Annotated in this window: 15 protein-coding genes and 1 pseudogene; 10 read left to right on the top strand and 6 right to left on the bottom strand. The window is 70.2% G+C overall.

Translation table 11 applies throughout. The features are described 5' to 3' along the window. Window positions 1-54: 54 nt before the first annotated feature. Window positions 55-939, top strand: a complete 885-nt coding sequence (locus tag C1A17_RS13950) for a DMT family transporter (RefSeq protein ID WP_101653535.1) — start codon at window positions 55-57, stop codon at window positions 937-939. On the opposite strand, the gene C1A17_RS13945 is transcribed toward C1A17_RS13950, so the two are convergent. Together C1A17_RS13945 and C1A17_RS14855 are read right to left on the bottom strand one after the other, a co-directional pair. After that, entirely contained in the window at window positions 900-1,595 is a 696-nt protein-coding gene (locus C1A17_RS13945) for a hypothetical protein (protein ID WP_101653534.1), read from the bottom strand. The two genes, C1A17_RS13950 and C1A17_RS13945, sit on opposite strands and share 40 nt — an antisense overlap. 88 nt (window positions 1,596-1,683) lie before the next feature. Further along, window positions 1,684-2,253: pseudogene (locus C1A17_RS14855) on the bottom strand (hypothetical protein); the annotation flags it as partial. A gap of 161 nt (window positions 2,254-2,414) precedes the next feature. Here C1A17_RS14855 and C1A17_RS13930 point away from each other — a divergent pair. Continuing rightward, window positions 2,415-2,618: a hypothetical protein gene (locus C1A17_RS13930; RefSeq protein WP_101653531.1), complete on the top strand. Its 204-nt coding sequence runs from the start codon at window positions 2,415-2,417 to the stop codon at window positions 2,616-2,618. Between the two features lie 114 nt (window positions 2,619-2,732). Here C1A17_RS13930 and nrdF read toward each other — a convergent pair whose 3' ends face one another. The 4 genes from nrdF to nrdH are packed head-to-tail and all read right to left on the bottom strand — an operon-like array spanning window position 2,733 to window position 6,541. Then, window positions 2,733-3,707 (bottom strand): class 1b ribonucleoside-diphosphate reductase subunit beta, encoded by a 975-nt coding sequence (gene nrdF / locus C1A17_RS13925; RefSeq protein ID WP_101653530.1) that lies wholly within the window; start codon window positions 3,705-3,707, stop codon window positions 2,733-2,735. A 38-nt stretch (window positions 3,708-3,745) separates the two neighbouring features. After that, window positions 3,746-5,908: a class 1b ribonucleoside-diphosphate reductase subunit alpha gene (gene nrdE, locus C1A17_RS13920; RefSeq protein ID WP_101653529.1), complete on the bottom strand. Its 2,163-nt coding sequence runs from the start codon at window positions 5,906-5,908 to the stop codon at window positions 3,746-3,748. After that, window positions 5,878-6,291 (bottom strand): class Ib ribonucleoside-diphosphate reductase assembly flavoprotein NrdI, encoded by a 414-nt coding sequence (gene nrdI, locus C1A17_RS13915; protein ID WP_101653528.1) that lies wholly within the window; start codon window positions 6,289-6,291, stop codon window positions 5,878-5,880. Before nrdI ends, nrdE begins: the two co-directional genes overlap by 31 nt. Window position 6,292: 1 nt before the next feature. Further along, a complete protein-coding gene (gene nrdH, locus C1A17_RS13910; RefSeq protein WP_101653527.1) occupies window positions 6,293-6,541 on the bottom strand; it encodes a glutaredoxin-like protein NrdH in 249 nt (82 codons plus the stop codon). A gap of 574 nt (window positions 6,542-7,115) precedes the next feature. Between nrdH and C1A17_RS13905 the strand changes: the two genes are divergently transcribed. From C1A17_RS13905 to C1A17_RS13870, 8 genes are all read left to right on the top strand, one after another. Further along, entirely contained in the window at window positions 7,116-8,111 is a 996-nt protein-coding gene (locus tag C1A17_RS13905; RefSeq protein WP_101653526.1) for an AAA family ATPase, read from the top strand. Further along, window positions 8,111-9,001: a DUF58 domain-containing protein gene (locus tag C1A17_RS13900; protein WP_101653525.1), complete on the top strand. Its 891-nt coding sequence runs from the start codon at window positions 8,111-8,113 to the stop codon at window positions 8,999-9,001. Before C1A17_RS13905 ends, C1A17_RS13900 begins: the two co-directional genes overlap by 1 nt. Further along, on the top strand, window positions 8,988-9,449 hold the full coding sequence (locus tag C1A17_RS13895) for a hypothetical protein (protein WP_101653524.1): 462 nt from the start codon (window positions 8,988-8,990) through the stop codon (window positions 9,447-9,449). The genes C1A17_RS13900 and C1A17_RS13895 overlap by 14 nt, the downstream gene beginning before the upstream one ends. After that, on the top strand, window positions 9,440-10,417 hold the full coding sequence (locus tag C1A17_RS13890) for a vWA domain-containing protein (RefSeq protein WP_101653523.1): 978 nt from the start codon (window positions 9,440-9,442) through the stop codon (window positions 10,415-10,417). Before C1A17_RS13895 ends, C1A17_RS13890 begins: the two co-directional genes overlap by 10 nt. Beyond that, complete coding sequence (locus tag C1A17_RS13885) at window positions 10,414-11,439, top strand: vWA domain-containing protein (RefSeq protein ID WP_101653522.1); 1,026 nt, start codon at window positions 10,414-10,416, stop codon at window positions 11,437-11,439. Before C1A17_RS13890 ends, C1A17_RS13885 begins: the two co-directional genes overlap by 4 nt. Then, on the top strand, window positions 11,436-12,320 hold the full coding sequence (locus C1A17_RS13880) for a hypothetical protein (protein ID WP_101653521.1): 885 nt from the start codon (window positions 11,436-11,438) through the stop codon (window positions 12,318-12,320). The genes C1A17_RS13885 and C1A17_RS13880 overlap by 4 nt, the downstream gene beginning before the upstream one ends. A 183-nt stretch (window positions 12,321-12,503) precedes the next feature. After that, window positions 12,504-13,526 (top strand): agmatinase, encoded by a 1,023-nt coding sequence (gene speB, locus C1A17_RS13875; RefSeq protein ID WP_101653520.1) that lies wholly within the window; start codon window positions 12,504-12,506, stop codon window positions 13,524-13,526. Continuing rightward, window positions 13,523-15,343 (top strand): thiamine pyrophosphate-binding protein, encoded by a 1,821-nt coding sequence (locus C1A17_RS13870; protein WP_342750318.1) that lies wholly within the window; start codon window positions 13,523-13,525, stop codon window positions 15,341-15,343. The genes speB and C1A17_RS13870 overlap by 4 nt, the downstream gene beginning before the upstream one ends. Window positions 15,344-15,393 lie beyond the last annotated feature (50 nt).

Raw genomic sequence — 15,393 nt, 5'->3', positions numbered from 1 at the left:
GCACCGAGTGCTCGGGCCCGCGTCGTCGCTCCTGCGGAGCGGGGAGCTGAGCACATGGGCGTCATCGTCGCGGCGGCGTTCGCCTTCATCTGGTCGACCGGGTTCGTCGTCGGGCGGTTCATCCACGGCGCGGCGGAGCCCAACACCTTCCTCGCGCTGCGCTTCGCCATCGCCGCGGCGCTCCTGTTCGGCGCATGCGCGCTCGTGCGCCCGCGCATGCCGGACCTCAGGACCGTGGGCGCCCACCTGGGGATCGGGGGCCTCGTCAACGGCGTCTACCTGTGCCTCGTCTACGTCGCGATCGCCGAGGGGCTGCCCGCCGGCATCATGGCGCTGTTCGGCGGGTGGCAGCCGGTCCTCACCGTCATCGTCGCCGCGGTCGCCCACCGCTCCCTGCCGCGCCCGAGCGTCGTCATCGGGATCGTCGTGTCGCTCCTCGGACTCGGCCTCGTCCTCGGACCCGGGGCGAGCACGGGAGTCGTCACCGCAGGTCTCGTCGTCATGGCGCTCGCGTCGATCACCGCCCTGACGATCGGCACGATGCTCCAGCCTGCGGTGCGCAGCGCGGCGATGCTGCCCACGCTGGCCTGGCAGATGACCGGCGGGGCGATCGTCGCCGTGGGCGGGGCCGTGCTGCTCGGCGAGAGCCTGCCCGAGCCGAGCGCGCGCCTCATCGGTGCGCTCGCGTGGTCGGTGCTCGGGATCTCGGTCCTCGGGATGGCGCTCATGCTCCACCTCGTGCGCACCACCTCACCGACGACCGTGGCGATCGTCGTCCTCGCCGCTCCCCCGCTCGCGGCGATCCAGACCTACCTGCTGTTCGGCGACACCCTCACGCCGTTCCAGATCCTCGGGGTCGTCGTCGCGCTCGCCGGCGTGGGAGTCGCCCGGGTGGCCGCTCAGAGCAGCCAGAACACGAGCCCCACGAGCATGAAGTAGAGGGAGTTCGGCAGGGCCAGCAGCATGGTCTTCACCGGATCGACCTTCGTCCTGAGCGTCGCCCCGACGAGACCGCACACGACGAAGGCGGTGAGCCCCACCGGCGGCAGGTTCTGGGCGCCCGAGGCGATGTGCGAGGCGCCGAGGGCGACGTGGACGGGGTCCGCCGCCGAGGCGAGGAGCAGCGGGGCGGCGAACGGGACGACGACCGTCTGCGCGGTGGTCTGGGAGCCGGTGAGCATGCCGAGCACCGCGAGTCCGATGAACCCGCCGAAGGCAACGGCCTGCAATTCGAGTCCCGCGGCGGCCGCAGACACCTGGTCGACCGCGCCCGAGGCGTAGAACATGCCGACCATGAAGCCGGCGCAGAGCTGGATGAGGAGGGTCTGGCGCACGTTCCCGATCCCGGTGGCGACGATGCTGCCGGCCTCGCGTCGAGCGCGCGGATAGCACAGCGTCACGAGCGTGGCGACGATGATCGCGAGGACGACGACGTGGACGAGGCCCTTGACGATCGGCACCGTCTCGAGGGTCGTGACGACCCCGCCGAGCCCGGGCACAGCGGTGAAGACGTTGAGGCCGAACCCGCTGTTGAGGATCACGATGACGATGAGGACGAGGAGCGGGCCGAACACCGGCCAGGTGCGGCGGAGCATCGTGCCGAGGGACTCGGTGGGGGCGGAGCTCCGGCGTCAGGGACCGGCCGCGGACGAACCGGAACGATTCGAGGACGGCGAGGACGAGCGCGACGGTGACGGTGGCGTAGGCGATGAGGACGACGGGCCCCGGATCGGTCTCGACGAGTGAGGAGGAGAGGAACAGGGCCTGGGCGATCGGCGGCATGATCGAGCCGATCGAGGCGCCGACCATGATCATCATCGCGATCTGCTCGGGCTTGACCTTGAGCTCGGCGAGGGCGGTGATGACGAGGAAGCCGATGACGGTCGCGGCGGCGATCGCGTCGCCGAGCAGGGAGCCGGCGAGGGTGAGCGTGATGAAGATCGCGGCGATGAGGCCCTTGGGCGAGCGCCCGAACAGGCTCCGGAGAGTGTCGAGCACCGCAGTCATCGTGCCGAGCCGCACCTGGGACTCGGCGTAGATCGAGCCGAACAGGCTGAGCGCCATGACCCAGGCGAGCTTGTCGATGCCGTCGACGACGCCGAGGGCGAACTCGCCGGGGCCGACGCCGCCGATGACGGCCGCGGAGATGCCGGCGATGACGAGGGCCGCCCGGATGTCCCCGCCGATGAGCGGGATCGGCTTGACGAGCGCGACGAGGAACAGCAGGGCGATGGGGACGATGACGACGAGCACGGGGCACCTCGCGAGCGGTCGGAAGCGAACGGGTGTGACTCACACCATACTCCCAGGTGCCCATCGGATCCCTGCCGCGGGCCGATGATGGACACGTCGCGGCTCCGCCTCCGCGCTACCCTGGTCCCGACGACCGATCTCGCACCGGAACGGAGGCTCCCGTGCTCAGACTCCTCACCATCATCGCCATCGTGATCGGCGTGCTCGTGATCCTGGTCGTGCTCGCTGCGATCACCGTGGGAGTCATCCTCCTCGTCCGGCGCAGCAGAGCCCATCGCCCGCCGGCGTCGCCTCCCGGCCTGCCGCCGTACACCCCCGGACCTCACGGTCGGGCGTCTGAGGACCGGCCGGGCACGCAGCGGTGACGACGCAGCACTGCAGGTATTCGGTGGACGGCCGCAGGTGAATGACGACAGCGTCCCCGCTGCCGCGATGGTGCGCGGCGAGCGAGGGCGCTCGGAGGTCGGTGACCGGGGTTCTCAGAAGTCCCAGTCCTCGTCCTCGGTGTTGACGGCCTTGCCGATGACGTAGGAGGAGCCCGAACCGGAGAAGAAGTCGTGGTTCTCGTCCGCGTTGGGCGAGAGCGCCGACAGGATCGCCGGATTGACGTCGGTCACGCTCGACGGGAACATCGCCTCGTAGCCGAGGTTCATCAGCGCCTTGTTGGCGTTGTAGTGGAGGAACTTCTTGACGTCCTCCGCCAGCCCCACCGGATCGTAGAGGTCGTGCGTGTACTGCACCTCGTTCTCGTACAGCTCGAAGAGCAGCTCGTAGGTGTAGTCCTTGAGCTCCTGTTTCTTCGCGTCGTCGACCCGCTCGAGCCCGCGCTGGTACTTGTAGCCGATGTAGTACCCGTGCACGGCCTCGTCGCGGATGATGAGGCGGATGAGGTCGGCGGTGTTCGTGAGCTTCGCGTGGCTCGACCAGTACATCGGCAGGTAGAAGCCGGAGTAGAAGAGGAACGACTCGAGCAGGGTCGAGGCGACCTTGCGCTTGAGCGGCTCGTCGCCCCGGTAGTACTTGAGGATGATGTCGGCCTTGCGCTGCAGGCTCTGGTTCTCCGTCGACCAGCGGAAGGCGTCGTCGATCTGGCGCGTCGAGGACAGCGTCGAGAAGATCGAGGAGTACGACTTCGCGTGCACGCTCTCCATGAACGCGATGTTCGTGTACACCGCCTCCTCGTGCGGGGTGAGCGCGTCCGGGATGAGCGACACCGCGCCGACCGTGCCCTGGATGGTGTCGAGCAGTGTCAGTCCGGTGAAGACGCGCATGGTGAGCGTCTTCTCCTCCTCGGTGAGCGTCGCCCACGACTGCACGTCGTTGGACAGCGGCACCTTCTCCGGCAGCCAGAAGTTGGCCGTCAGGCGGTCCCAGACCTCGGAGTCGATCTCGTCGATGATCCGGTTCCAGTTGATCGCGTCGACGTGCGACACGAGGGTGAGCTTCTCACTCATGGTCTCTCCTCACAGATGTGTGTGCGTGTCCGGCCTGCTCAGAGCATGCAGGAGACGCAGCCCTCGACCTCGGTGCCCTGCAGCGCGAGCTGCCGGATCCGGATGTAGTAGATCGTCTTGATCCCCTTGCGCCACGCGTAGATCTGCGCCTTGTTGATGTCGCGGGTCGTCGCGGTGTCCTTGAAGAACAGCGTGAGCGAGAGCCCCTGGTCGACGTGCTTCGTCGCCTCGGCGTAGGTGTCGATGATCTTCTCGTAGCCGATCTCGTACGCGTCCTGGTAGTAGTCGAGGTTGTCGTTCGACATGAACGGCGCCGGGTAGTAGACGCGGCCGATCTTGCCCTCCTTGCGGATCTCGATCCGCGAGGCGACGGGGTGGATCGACGAGGTCGAGTTGTTGATGTACGAGATCGAGCCGGTGGGCGGCACGGCCTGGAGGTTCTGGTTGTACATCCCGTGCTCGGCGACCTGCGCCTTGAGCTCGGCCCAGTCCTGCTGTGTCGGGAGCGACACGCCGGCCTCGGCGAACAGCTCGGCGACGCGCGCGGTCCGCGGCGCCCACTCCTGCTCGATGTACTTCTCGAAGTACTCGCCGGAGGCGTACTTCGACTTCTCGAACCCGGCGAACGTGCGGCCGCGCTCCTTGGCGATCTCCATCGACGCGCGCACGCAGTGGTAGGCGACGGCGTAGAAGTACATGTTCGTGAAGTCGAGGCCCTCGTCGGAGCCGTAGTGGATCCGCTCGCGGGCGAGGAAGCCGTGGAGGTTCATCTGCCCGAGGCCGATCGCGTGCGACATCTCGTTGCCGCGCGCGATCGACGGCACCGAGTCGATGTCCGAGGTCTCGGACACCGCGGTGAGGCCGCGGATCGCGGTCTCCACGGTCCGTCCGAAGTCCTCGGAATCCATCGTCAGCGCGATGTTGAGGGAGCCGAGGTTGCACGAGATGTCCTTGCCCACCTCGGCGTAGCTCAGGTCCGCGTTGTACGTCGTGGGCTCCGAGACCTGGAGGATCTCCGAGCACAGGTTCGACATGGTGATGCGACCGTCGATGGGGTTGGCCCGGTTCACCGTGTCCTCGAACATGATGTACGGGTAGCCGGACTCGAACTGGATCTCCGCGAGCGTCTGGAAGAACTCGCGCGCGTTGATCTTCGACTTCTTGATCCGCGCGTCGTCGACCATCTCGTGGTACTTCTCCGTCACCGAGATCTCGGTGAACGGCACTCCGTAGACCTGCTCGACGTCGTACGGGCTGAAGAGGTACATGTCCTCGTTCGTCTTCGCGAGCTCGAAGGTGATGTCCGGGACGACGACGCCGAGGCTCAGGGTCTTGATCCGGATCTTCTCGTCGGCGTTCTCGCGCTTGGTGTCGAGGAACCGGTAGATGTCCGGGTGGTGGGCGTTGAGGTACACCGCGCCCGCACCCTGGCGCGCTCCGAGCTGGTTCGCGTAGGAGAAGGAGTCCTCGAGGAGCTTCATCACCGGGATGACGCCGGAGGACTGGTTCTCGATCTTCTTGATCGGCGCACCGGCCTCGCGGATGTTCGTCAGCGAGAACGCGACGCCGCCGCCGCGCTTGGACAACTGCAGCGCGGAGTTGATCGAGCGGCCGATCGACTCCATGTTGTCCTCGATGCGCAGGAGGAAGCACGACACGAGCTCGCCGCGCTGCTTCTTGCCGGCGTTGAGGAAGGTCGGGGTGGCCGGCTGGAAGCGGCCGGTGATGATCTCCTCCATGAGCGCGGCGGCGAGCTTCTCGTCACCGCGGGCGAGGAACAGCGCGACCATGACGACGCGGTCCTCGAAGCGCTCGAGGAAGCGCTTCCCGTCGAAGGTCTTGAGCGTGTACGAGGTGTAGAACTTGAACGCGCCGAGGAAGGTCTGGAACCGGAACTTGTGCTTGTAGGCGGCCTGCGAGAGGCGCTGGATGAACTCGAAGGAGTACTGGTCGAGCACCTCCTTCTCGTAGTAGTCGTGCTCGACGAGGTACCGCAGCTTCTCCTCGAGGTCGTGGAAGAAGACGGTGTTGGTGTTGACGTACTGGAGGAAGAACTGACGTGCGGCCTGCTTGTCGCGCTCGAACTGGATGCGGCCGTCCGCATCGTAGAGGTTGAGCATCGCATTGAGCGCGTGGTAGTCGAGGTCGGTCTCCTCGCGGATGATCGCCTCTAGATCGCGGTCGTGCGTAGTCGTTGACACAGTGAGTCCAATCCTTCGTCGACGGAGTCGACATCGTCGTCGGTGCCGAGGAGCTCGAACCGGTACAGCACCGGCACCTGGCACTTGCGGGCCACGATGTGGGCCGCCTTGCAGTAGTTCTCGCCGAAGTTCGTGTTCCCGGCCCCGATGACCCCGACGAGATTGTCACGGTTGGCCTTGACGTTGAGGAACTTGATGATCTGCCTGGGCACCGACCCCCGGTTGGGGCCGGCGCCGTAGGTGGGAGTGATGAGCACGAACGGCTCGTCGACGTGGAGCGTCTCCGACCGCGTCAGCAGCGGCAGCCGGAGGACCGGGTGCCGGAGCTTGCCGGCGAACCGGTGCGTGTACTCCGAGCCGCTCGAGTAGTAGACGACGAGCATCTCATGCGATGGCGGAGGCCGCGCCCTGTCCCGTGCCGAGGGTCGCGATCTTGTCCGGGCGGAAGCCCGACCAGTGGTCGTCGGCGGTGACGACGACGGGTGCCTGCATGTAACCCATGGCCTTGACCACGTCCAGAGCGTTCGGGTCGACGCTGAGGTCGACGGCCCGGTACTCCACGCCCTTGGCATCGAGGGAGCGGAAGGTGGCGGTGCACTGCACGCAGGCCGGCTTGGTGTACACGGTGATCATTCTGCTGTCCTCCGAAGACATCGATTCGCGGAGCGGAACCCGGTCGATCCCCGGATCCTCGCGGGTTCGCCGTGATCTCCGCGATCCCGACGCAACCACTAGATGTTGTGTTCGTGATCGAGAGTACCCCTAGATCGTGTGTTACACCAGTGTCATTCCGAGGGTGTCGAGCGCTGTGCACACGACGTGCACAGGACGTGCACACCCGTCCACAGACGGGGAATCACACCGGTGTGGTTCGGTCACCTGGAACGATGAGCGCGGCGGTCGCCCCGACCCCCGTTCGCGAGGTCGTTCCGTCCACCGCCCGTCCCCAGGGAGCGGGCCGTCGTCCACAGGAAAAATTTCTTCTCCGACGGTGTGTCCGATCGATGGGAGCATGTGACGGGACTGGCACAGCACTCCCCCGGATCGCGCCGCGGCCCGGTCTAGTCTGAGATCACCGGTCCCCACCGAGCACTCCCCCGGGAGAGCCGGAGCCGGTCCCGCAGCCGGGGACGGCACGGCGGGACCGGCCCCCAGCCGGCCGCACCCGCGCACCGCGCGCCCCGCCACCCACCTGAGAGGACACCCGATGAGCCAGCCAGCACCGGCGAACACGCAGGAGATCAGCCAGGCCTCGGAGATCCTCACCGCGGTCGAGAAGCACCTCGATCGCTTCGTCGTCGGGCAGGGGCGGCTCCGGGAGACCCTCGCGCTCGGACTCCTCACCGGCGGCCACCTCCTCCTCGAGTCGGTGCCCGGCCTCGCCAAGACCACCGCGGCCGCCGCGCTCGCCGGCGCCGTGGGCGGCGAGTTCGCCCGGATCCAGTGCACTCCCGACCTCCTCCCGAGCGACATCATCGGCTCCCAGATCTACAACTCGACCTCGGGCCGGTTCGAGATCCAGCTCGGCCCGGTGCACGCGAACATCGTCCTCCTCGACGAGATCAACCGCTCGAGCGCGAAGACCCAGTCCGCCATGCTCGAGGCGATGCAGGAGAAGCAGACGACGATCGGCGGCACCCGCTTCGACCTCCCCTCCCCCTTCCTCGTCATGGCGACCCAGAACCCGATCGAGCAGGAGGGCACGTACCAGCTGCCCGAGGCGCAGCTCGACCGGTTCATGATCAAGGACGTCCTCGACTACCCGAACCCGGGCGAGGAGCTCGAGATCCTCCGCCGCCTCGACGCCGGGGTGTTCGACCTCGACCGGCCGCCGGCCCCGGCGTGCTCGCTCGACGACGTGCGGACCCTCCAGCGCTATGCGCGCAGCATCTATGTCGACCCCGCCATCAGCCGCTACCTCGTCGAGGTCGTCGCGGCCACCCGGAACGCCGCCCGCTACATCGGACCGCTCGCCCAGTTCATCGAGTGCGGCGCCTCCCCGCGCGCCTCGATCGCCTTCACCAACGCCTCCCGCGCGCTCGCGATGGTGCGCGGTCGCAACTACGTCATCCCCGAGGACGTCAAGGACCTCGCGGTCCGCATCCTGCGCCACCGCATCCTCCTCAACTTCGAGGCCGTCGCGGAGAACATCCCCGTCGAGCACGTCATCGGCGAGCTCCTCAAGACGATCAGGACCCCCTGATGGCCGCCCTCCTCACCAAGGTCAAGGCGCGGATGACCATCCACGCCCACCGGAAGACGCGCGGTCTGCTCCAGGGCGACTACGCCTCGGTGTTCCACGGCCACAGCCTCGACTTCGACGACCTCCGCGAGTACGTGCCCGGCGACGAGGTCCGCGACATCGACTGGAAGGCCACCGCGCGCCACTCGACCCCGCTCGTCAAGCGCTACGTCGCGCACCGCCGCCACGCGCTCGCGCTCGTCGTCGACTCCGGCATGGACTTCGATGCGATCGCCGCCTCCGGCGAGCCCAAGCGCGAGCTCGCGATCCTGCTCGCCGGGATGGCCGGCTACCTCGCCGTCCGCCACGGGGACGACGTCATGCTCGTCCACGGCGACGCGCGCACGACGCACTCCTCGCCCATGAAGGGCACCGAGGCCCACCTCGAACAGCTCCTCCGCCGCATCCAGGCCGCCGGCCGGAGCGCGGCAGGCTCCCGCATCAGCGCCCAGCTCACGTGGGTCGCCGAGCACCTGCGGCGACGGATGATCGTCCTCGTCATCGCCGACGAGTCGCCGGTCACCGAGGAGCACCTGCCGCTGCTGCGCCGGCTCGCCGCCCAGCACGAGATCATGTGGCTCACCATCGCCGACGCCGACCTCTCGACCCTCGGGGGCGAGGCCGGGGCGCCGTACGAGATCACCGCCGCCGAGCGCGGCGGGCTGCCCGACGAACTCCTGTCCGGCGCCGCGCTGTGGGACGAGTACCACCGTGCCGAGGCCGCCCGCCGCCGGGAGACCGCGCTCACCCTGCGGCGCGCAGGCATCGCCCATGTCCGGGTCGCGCACTCCCAGGAGGCGCTCGGACAGCTCCGCCGACTCATGAAGAGGCAGCGCCGTGAACGCCGCTGAGCTCCATCCGGTCCTGCCCGCCTCCGACTGGTGGCTCGTCGCCGCCGCGGCGGGCATCGTCGGCGGGATCGTCCTCGTCGGGTGGCCGCTGCTCGTCCGCCTGTGGCGGGCCTCGGGCTCCCGCGCCGACCGCCTGGCCCGGGTGCCCGCGCACACCCGGCGGGACTACCTCGTCAAGATCGACGAGCTCGAGACCGCCTGGCGCCGCTCGGAGCTCGGCGACCGCGAGACCGCTCAGCGCCTCGGTACGGTCGTGCGCGATTTCGCGCGGGCCGCGTGGGGCATCGACGTCGGGCACATGACGCTCGCCGAGCTCCGCGCCCAGCGCATCGAGCCGATCGCCGACGCGGTCTCCCGGCTCTACGCCGCGGAGTTCTCCGACGAGGCCGCTCTCGACTGCCCGGCGGAGTTCGCCGCCTCCCGGAAGCTGGTGGGACGATGGTCCTGAAGTTCTGGTGGCTCGCCCTCGCCCTCCTGCCCGTCGCCGGGCTCACCGTGTGGCTGCTCTCCCGTCCCGGCAGGGCCGCAGCCGGCCGCGTGCCGGTCGCCCGCCTCCACCGCCTCACCGCGCTGCGCGCGTTCGCCCAGCGCCGGAAGGCCCTCCTCATCGGTGCGATCGCCGTGTTCCTCGTCGCGGCGTTCACCGCGCTCAGCGCCCTCGTCGGCATCGCGCGGCCGGCCCGCACGGAGACGATCAATCCGGAGCGGCACCTGCGCGACGTCATGCTCTGCCTCGACGCCTCGGGGTCGATGACTTCGTACGATGCCCAGATCCTCGAGTCGTACCTCGAGATGCTCGACTCCTTCGACGGCGAGCGGATCGGGATGACGGTGTTCAACTCCACCGCGGTGTCGGTGTTCCCGCTCACCGACGACTACCAGATGGTCGAGGAGTTCCTCGCGGAGGCGAAGCGCGGGTTCGAGACCGGCGGCCTCGAGGGCACCGACTTCCTCGCCGGCACGGTCGACACCGCGATCGGCGGCTCCTCACTCATCGGCGACGGACTGACCTCGTGCGTGGACAACTTCGACCGGCACGGCGAGGAGCGCTCCCGCTCGATCATCTTCGCCACCGACAACCAGCTCGCCGGCACCCCGATCTTCTCCCTCGACGAGGCGACCGACATCGCGGTGGAGGAGAAGGTCCGCGTCTACACACTCGCACCCCGCTCGCTGTTCGCGGGTTCCGAGATCTCCGAGCTGCAGACGACCGCGCGCGACACCGGCGGCGCCCACCACCAGCTCGGCAGCGCCCAGGCCGTCGGCGGGATCGTCGAGGACATCCAGCAGCAGGAGGCGCAGAAGACGAGCGCGAAGTCGATCACCCTCGTCCACGACCAGCCGGTGGTGCCGCTCGTGCTCACCCTGCTCGGGATCATCGCGTGCTTCGTCCTCGCCTGGAGGTTCTCCCTGTGAACGCGACGCAGCTGATCTTCCAGCCGATCCTCCCGTGGGCCGCCCTCGCGGCGCTGTTCGTCCTGCTCGTCGGCGGATGCATCGCGCTCGCCGTCCTCACCCCCGCCCGGCGCGGCCGCTGGATCCTCCGCGCCGCCGCGCTCCTCGTGCTCGGCACCGCGTTCACCCGGCCCGGGGTCCCGCTGCAGACGGTGAGCCAGACCGCCGCCGCGGCCGCCGACGTCTTCGTCCTCGTCGACACCACGGCCTCGATGGTGGCCGAGGACCAGGGCGGCGGGCAGACGCGCCTCGCCGGGGTCAAGGAGGACATGACCGAGCTCCTCGAGCAGGTGCCCGGAGCCCGGGTGAGCATGATCGCCTTCGGGTCGAGCGCGGCGGTGCGGGTGCCGCTCACCACGGACCACTCGGCGTTCGCCTCTGCGATCGAGACCATCGGGCCCGAGGTCACCCTGTACTCCGGCGGCAGCTCGGTGACCGAGGCCCGGGATCTGCTGCTCGAGCGGCTCGCCGACGCCGAGGAGCAGAACCCGGCCAATGCGCGCCTCGTCTACTACTTCGGGGACGGGGAGCAGACGGCGCGGTCGGAGCCGCAGTCGATGGCCGAGATCGGCCCGCACATCGACGGCGGCGCGGTGTTCGGCTATGGCACGACCACCGGCGGGCCGATGAAGGAGACGCGCTCGTACTACTCCGCGGACGAGGAGGCGGACTACATCGAGGACCCGAGCACCGGGGACCGCGCCCTCTCCGTCATCGACGAGGACAACCTGCGCACGATCGCGGGCGACCTCGGCGTCGACTACCACCACCGGACGACCGGCACTCCGCTGTCCGCCGTCCACACCGCTCCGCAGTTCGACGAGATCCTCGTCGACACCGAGGGGTTCGGCGGCATCACCGAGTACTTCTGGATCCCGCTGCTCGCGGTGTTCGCCTGGATCGTCGTCGAGGCGACGTTCGCGATGCGGCGCGTCCGCGCGCTCGCTCGGCTCCATTCCACGATCACCGAGGGGACGCCATGACCACCGGAACCCAGGATCGACCCGCATCCGCCGCGGGGACCGCGGACCGCACCCCGACCGGCGACGGCCCCCGCCGGCGCCCCGCGCGCCGAATGCGCCCCGCCGTGCTCATCAGCCTCATCGCCGGGGTCCTGCTGTTCGCCCTGAGCGCCTGCGCGCTGTACCTCAGCGGCCTGCTCAGCTCGGCCAAGGAGGCCTCGGAGTCCGGCGATCAGCGCTCCGCGGTGACGTCCGGCCAGCGATTCGAGCGGCTCAGCCCGTTCGAGCGGCACAAGGGACCCTTCGCCGTCGGCACCGCCGAGGCATTCGACCGGAACTACGACCGCGCGCGCCCCGCGCTCGAGCGCGCCCTCGAGCTCACGCCGGTGAAGGACGAGTGCGCGGTGCGCCTCAACCTCGCCTACGTCCATGAGAAGGAGGCGGAGGCGTTCCGCGACGCCGACGACGTCGAGAGCGCGAACACCTCCTTCGAGACCGCGCGCACGCTCCTCACCGAGGCCCCGGAGGAATGCCGTCCCGAGGGCGGCGGACAGGACCAGGCGATGGACGAGGCCGAGGAGCGCGTCGGCACCGCCCAGGACGAGATGAACAACCCCGGCGGGGGCGACGGCGACGAGGAGGGCTCCGGGCAGGACGGCGACGCGGGCGGCGAGGACGGGTCCAGCGAGGAGAACGGCGGCGAGGACGGCTCCGACGGGGAGACCGGAGGCACGGGCGAGGAGGGCGACTCCGGCGGCGGGCCGGCCGGGGAGACCGACGGCGAGACCGGCGGCGACCCGCGGCGCGAGGAACTCCGCGAGCGCCAGCAGGAGTCCCAGCAGCGCCAGGACGAGTCGAACGAGCGCAGGGACTCCGGCGGGTACTCCGACAAGCCCTGGTGACCGGGGGCCGGGCCCTTAAGCTCGGTGTCGGTCCGGTGCAGGCCCGGTGCCGGCCCAGCGTTGGGCCGGAGCAGGCCCCGGCGCTGGGCTACTCACCGGTAGCCCGATCTGGAGTACGGTGTCCTCAACGCTTCATCGGGGCCGACGGCGATCCCCTCGGCCCGACATCGCAGGAGGACCACGATGACCGATCAGACACCCCTCGGACCGGCGGACTACAGCCTGACCCCGCGCTTCGCAGGCCCGCCCACCTTCGGCCTGCTGCCGCGCCTCGACGAGGTCGAGGCGGCGCGACCCGGCGCTCCCGTCGACGTCAAGATCCTCGGCGTCCCGTTCGACGCCGGGGTGAGCTACCGCCCCGGGGCCCGGTTCGGGCCCGCGCACATCCGTCAGGCATCGAAGCTGCTCCGGCCCTACAACCAGGCGACCGACATCCACCCGTTCGCCGCACAGCAGATCGTCGACTGCGGGGACCTCGGCGTCAACCCCTTCGACATCGAGGCCGCGATCACCGCCGTCGAGGAGTCCGCCGACGCGCTGCGCGCCGACGGTGCGAAGCTCCTCACCCTCGGCGGGGACCACACCCTGGCGCTGCCCAATCTCCGCTCGGTGCACCGCACCCACGGGAAGATCGCCGTGCTCCACTTCGACGCGCACCTCGACACCTGGGACACCTACATGGGTGCTCCCTACACCCACGGGACGCCGTTCCGCCGGGCCTCGGAGGAGGGGCTGCTCGACCTCGAGCGGTGCATGCACGTCGGCATCCGCGGCCCCCTCTACGGGCAGGAGGACCTCACCGACGACGGTGTCCTCGGATTCCGGATCCTCCGCGCCGACGACTACGAGTTCCGGCCGCTGCCGGCCATCGTCGCCGACATCCGGCGCCGGCTCGGCGACGCCCCGGTGTACCTCTCGATCGACATCGACGTCCTCGACCCGGCCGCCGCCCCCGGCACCGGCACCCCGGAGGCCGGCGGGATGACGAGCCGGGAGCTCCTCAACTCGCTGCGCGGGCTCCAGGGCCTCGACATCGTCGGCGCGGAGATCGTCGAGGTCGCGCCCGCCTACGACCACGCGGAGGTCACCGGGCTCGCCGCGGCGCAGGTCGGCTACGAGATCCTCTCCCTGTGGGCCGCCGGCCGCGGCGGGGCCGACCGCCCGACCGGGCCGGTCGCCGAGCACCTCACCGGGGGTGCCGAGTGAACGACCTGCACACCGCCGCAGCAGCGACCCCGTCGGACACGCTGCCCGCGGCGAACCGCAACGGCGGACTCGCCGTCGTCGCCACGCTCGCGGCCCACGGGGTCGACACGATCTTCGGCATCCCGGGCACGCACAACCTCGAGCTCTACCGCCACCTGCCGCACTTCGGCATCGCCGCTGTGACTCCCCGCCACGAGCAGGGAGCGGGCTACGCCGCCGACGGCTACCACCTGCTCAGCGGCCGGCCCGGGGTCGTCATCACGACCTCGGGGCCGGGCCTGACGAACGTCGTCACCGCCGCGGCCACCGCCTACGCCGAGTCCCGGCCGATGCTCATCCTCTCCCCCGGCGTGCCCACCGGCATGGAGGGCGCGGACGCCGGGCTGCTCCACGAGACCAAGGACTCCTCCGGCGCGCTCAGCCATCCGCTCGTCTCCTCCCGCCGAGCCCGGACCGCCGAGGGGGCCGCCCAGGCCGTCGCCGATGCGTTCGCCCTCTTCGCCTCGAGCCGCCCCGGGCCGGTCCACATCGAAGTCCCCCTCGACGTCCTCGAGGGACCGTGGTGGGGCACCGCTCCGCACCCGCTCGCCCCGCGGCTGCCGCGCGCTACCGCGGACACCGTGGACCGGGCCGCCGGTCTGCTCCGGGGCGCCCGCCGACCCCTCATCATCGCCGGCGGCGGCTCCCGGCACGCCGCGGACCGCCTCACCGCGCTCGCCGAGCGCCTCGATGCGCCGGTGGCGACGACGTGCAACGGCAAGGGCGTGCTCGACGAGTCCCACCCGCTCGCCCTCGGCTCGAACATCCGGTTCGGTGCCGTGCAGGAGGCGAGCCGGGACGCCGACGTGCTCCTCGTGCTCGGCACCGAGCTCGCGGACTCCGACCTCTGGGGCGGATCCGTGGGAGCGCAGAACGGGCCGGCGCACGACCCCGCGGGATCGGCCGCGCCCGGCCCCGCCGGCACCACCGACGGCCTGGCGCTCGAGTCTGCGCGCGACGTCCGCGCCCCGCGCCCCGACGGGCAGCAGGTCATCCGCTGCGACATCGACCCCGATCAGCTCAACAAGAACCTCATCGGCGACGTCCTCGTCCACTCCGACACCGGGATCTTCCTCGACGCGCTCCTCACCGCCCTCGACGCGGGCCGCGGCGGTGCGGACGGCGACGGAGCCCCGCAGGGGTCCGTTGCGAGTGCCGCTGCGGACACCACCGACGGGCGGCGCCGGGCGGAGGACCTGCGCACGGCGTGCGCCGCCGAGTTCGACGAGGCGGGCATCGGCTCCCGGATCACCCGCGCCGTCGCCGCGGCGGGCGGCCCGGACGTCGTCATCGGCGGGGACTCGTCCCAGGTCACCTACGACGGGACCGTCCACGCCCTGCGCGCCCGGCGGCCCGATCAGCTCCTCTACATGCCGGGCTTCGCGACCCTCGGCTACGGCATCCCCGCAGCCCTCGGGGCGAAGATCGCCGCGCCCGAGCGGGCGGTCGTCGCGCTGTTGGGCGACGGTGCGGCGATGTTCTCTGTGCAGGAGGTCATGACGGCCGTCGAACTCGGACTCGCGATCCCCTTCGTCGTCGTCGACAACGGCGGCTACGCGGAGATCGAGGACCAGATGACCGCCCGGGACATGGCGCCGTTCGCCGTCCGCCTCGCGCGGCCCGATTTCGCCGCCCTCGGCCGGGCGATGGGCGCCCATGGCACCACCGTGGACGTGCCCGTCGAGTCCCCGAAGTTCGACTCCGCCGTGCGCGCGGCGGTCTCCGCAGCCCTCACCGCCGATCGTCCGACAGTCATCCACGTTCTCGCTCCCCGCTGAGCCACCGCGCTCCGCATCCGGTCCGCCGCCGCACCGCTGTCCACCCCTGA

It is taken from the genome of Brevibacterium ihuae, from assembly GCF_900184225.1.
Lineage (GTDB): Bacteria > Actinomycetota > Actinomycetes > Actinomycetales > Brevibacteriaceae > Brevibacterium > Brevibacterium ihuae.
The sequence above is the reverse complement of the archived record's forward strand: the minus strand, read 5'-3'. Positions and strand labels throughout refer to the sequence as shown.

Coding starts and splice junctions, on each gene's coding strand:
- nrdI (WP_101653528.1), bottom strand. CDS start 6,291: ATGCTCGTCGTCTACTACTCGAGCGGCTCGGAGTACACGCACCGGTTC.
- C1A17_RS13945 (WP_101653534.1), bottom strand. CDS start 1,595: ATGCTCCGCCGCACCTGGCCGGTGTTCGGCCCGCTCCTCGTCCTCATC.
- nrdH (WP_101653527.1), bottom strand. CDS start 6,541: ATGATCACCGTGTACACCAAGCCGGCCTGCGTGCAGTGCACCGCCACC.
- C1A17_RS13880 (WP_101653521.1), top strand. CDS start 11,436: ATGACCACCGGAACCCAGGATCGACCCGCATCCGCCGCGGGGACCGCG.
- C1A17_RS13890 (WP_101653523.1), top strand. CDS start 9,440: ATGGTCCTGAAGTTCTGGTGGCTCGCCCTCGCCCTCCTGCCCGTCGCC.
- speB (WP_101653520.1), top strand. CDS start 12,504: ATGACCGATCAGACACCCCTCGGACCGGCGGACTACAGCCTGACCCCG.
- nrdF (WP_101653530.1), bottom strand. CDS start 3,707: ATGAGTGAGAAGCTCACCCTCGTGTCGCACGTCGACGCGATCAACTGG.
- C1A17_RS13900 (WP_101653525.1), top strand. CDS start 8,111: ATGGCCGCCCTCCTCACCAAGGTCAAGGCGCGGATGACCATCCACGCC.
- C1A17_RS13950 (WP_101653535.1), top strand. CDS start 55: ATGGGCGTCATCGTCGCGGCGGCGTTCGCCTTCATCTGGTCGACCGGG.
- C1A17_RS13905 (WP_101653526.1), top strand. CDS start 7,116: ATGAGCCAGCCAGCACCGGCGAACACGCAGGAGATCAGCCAGGCCTCG.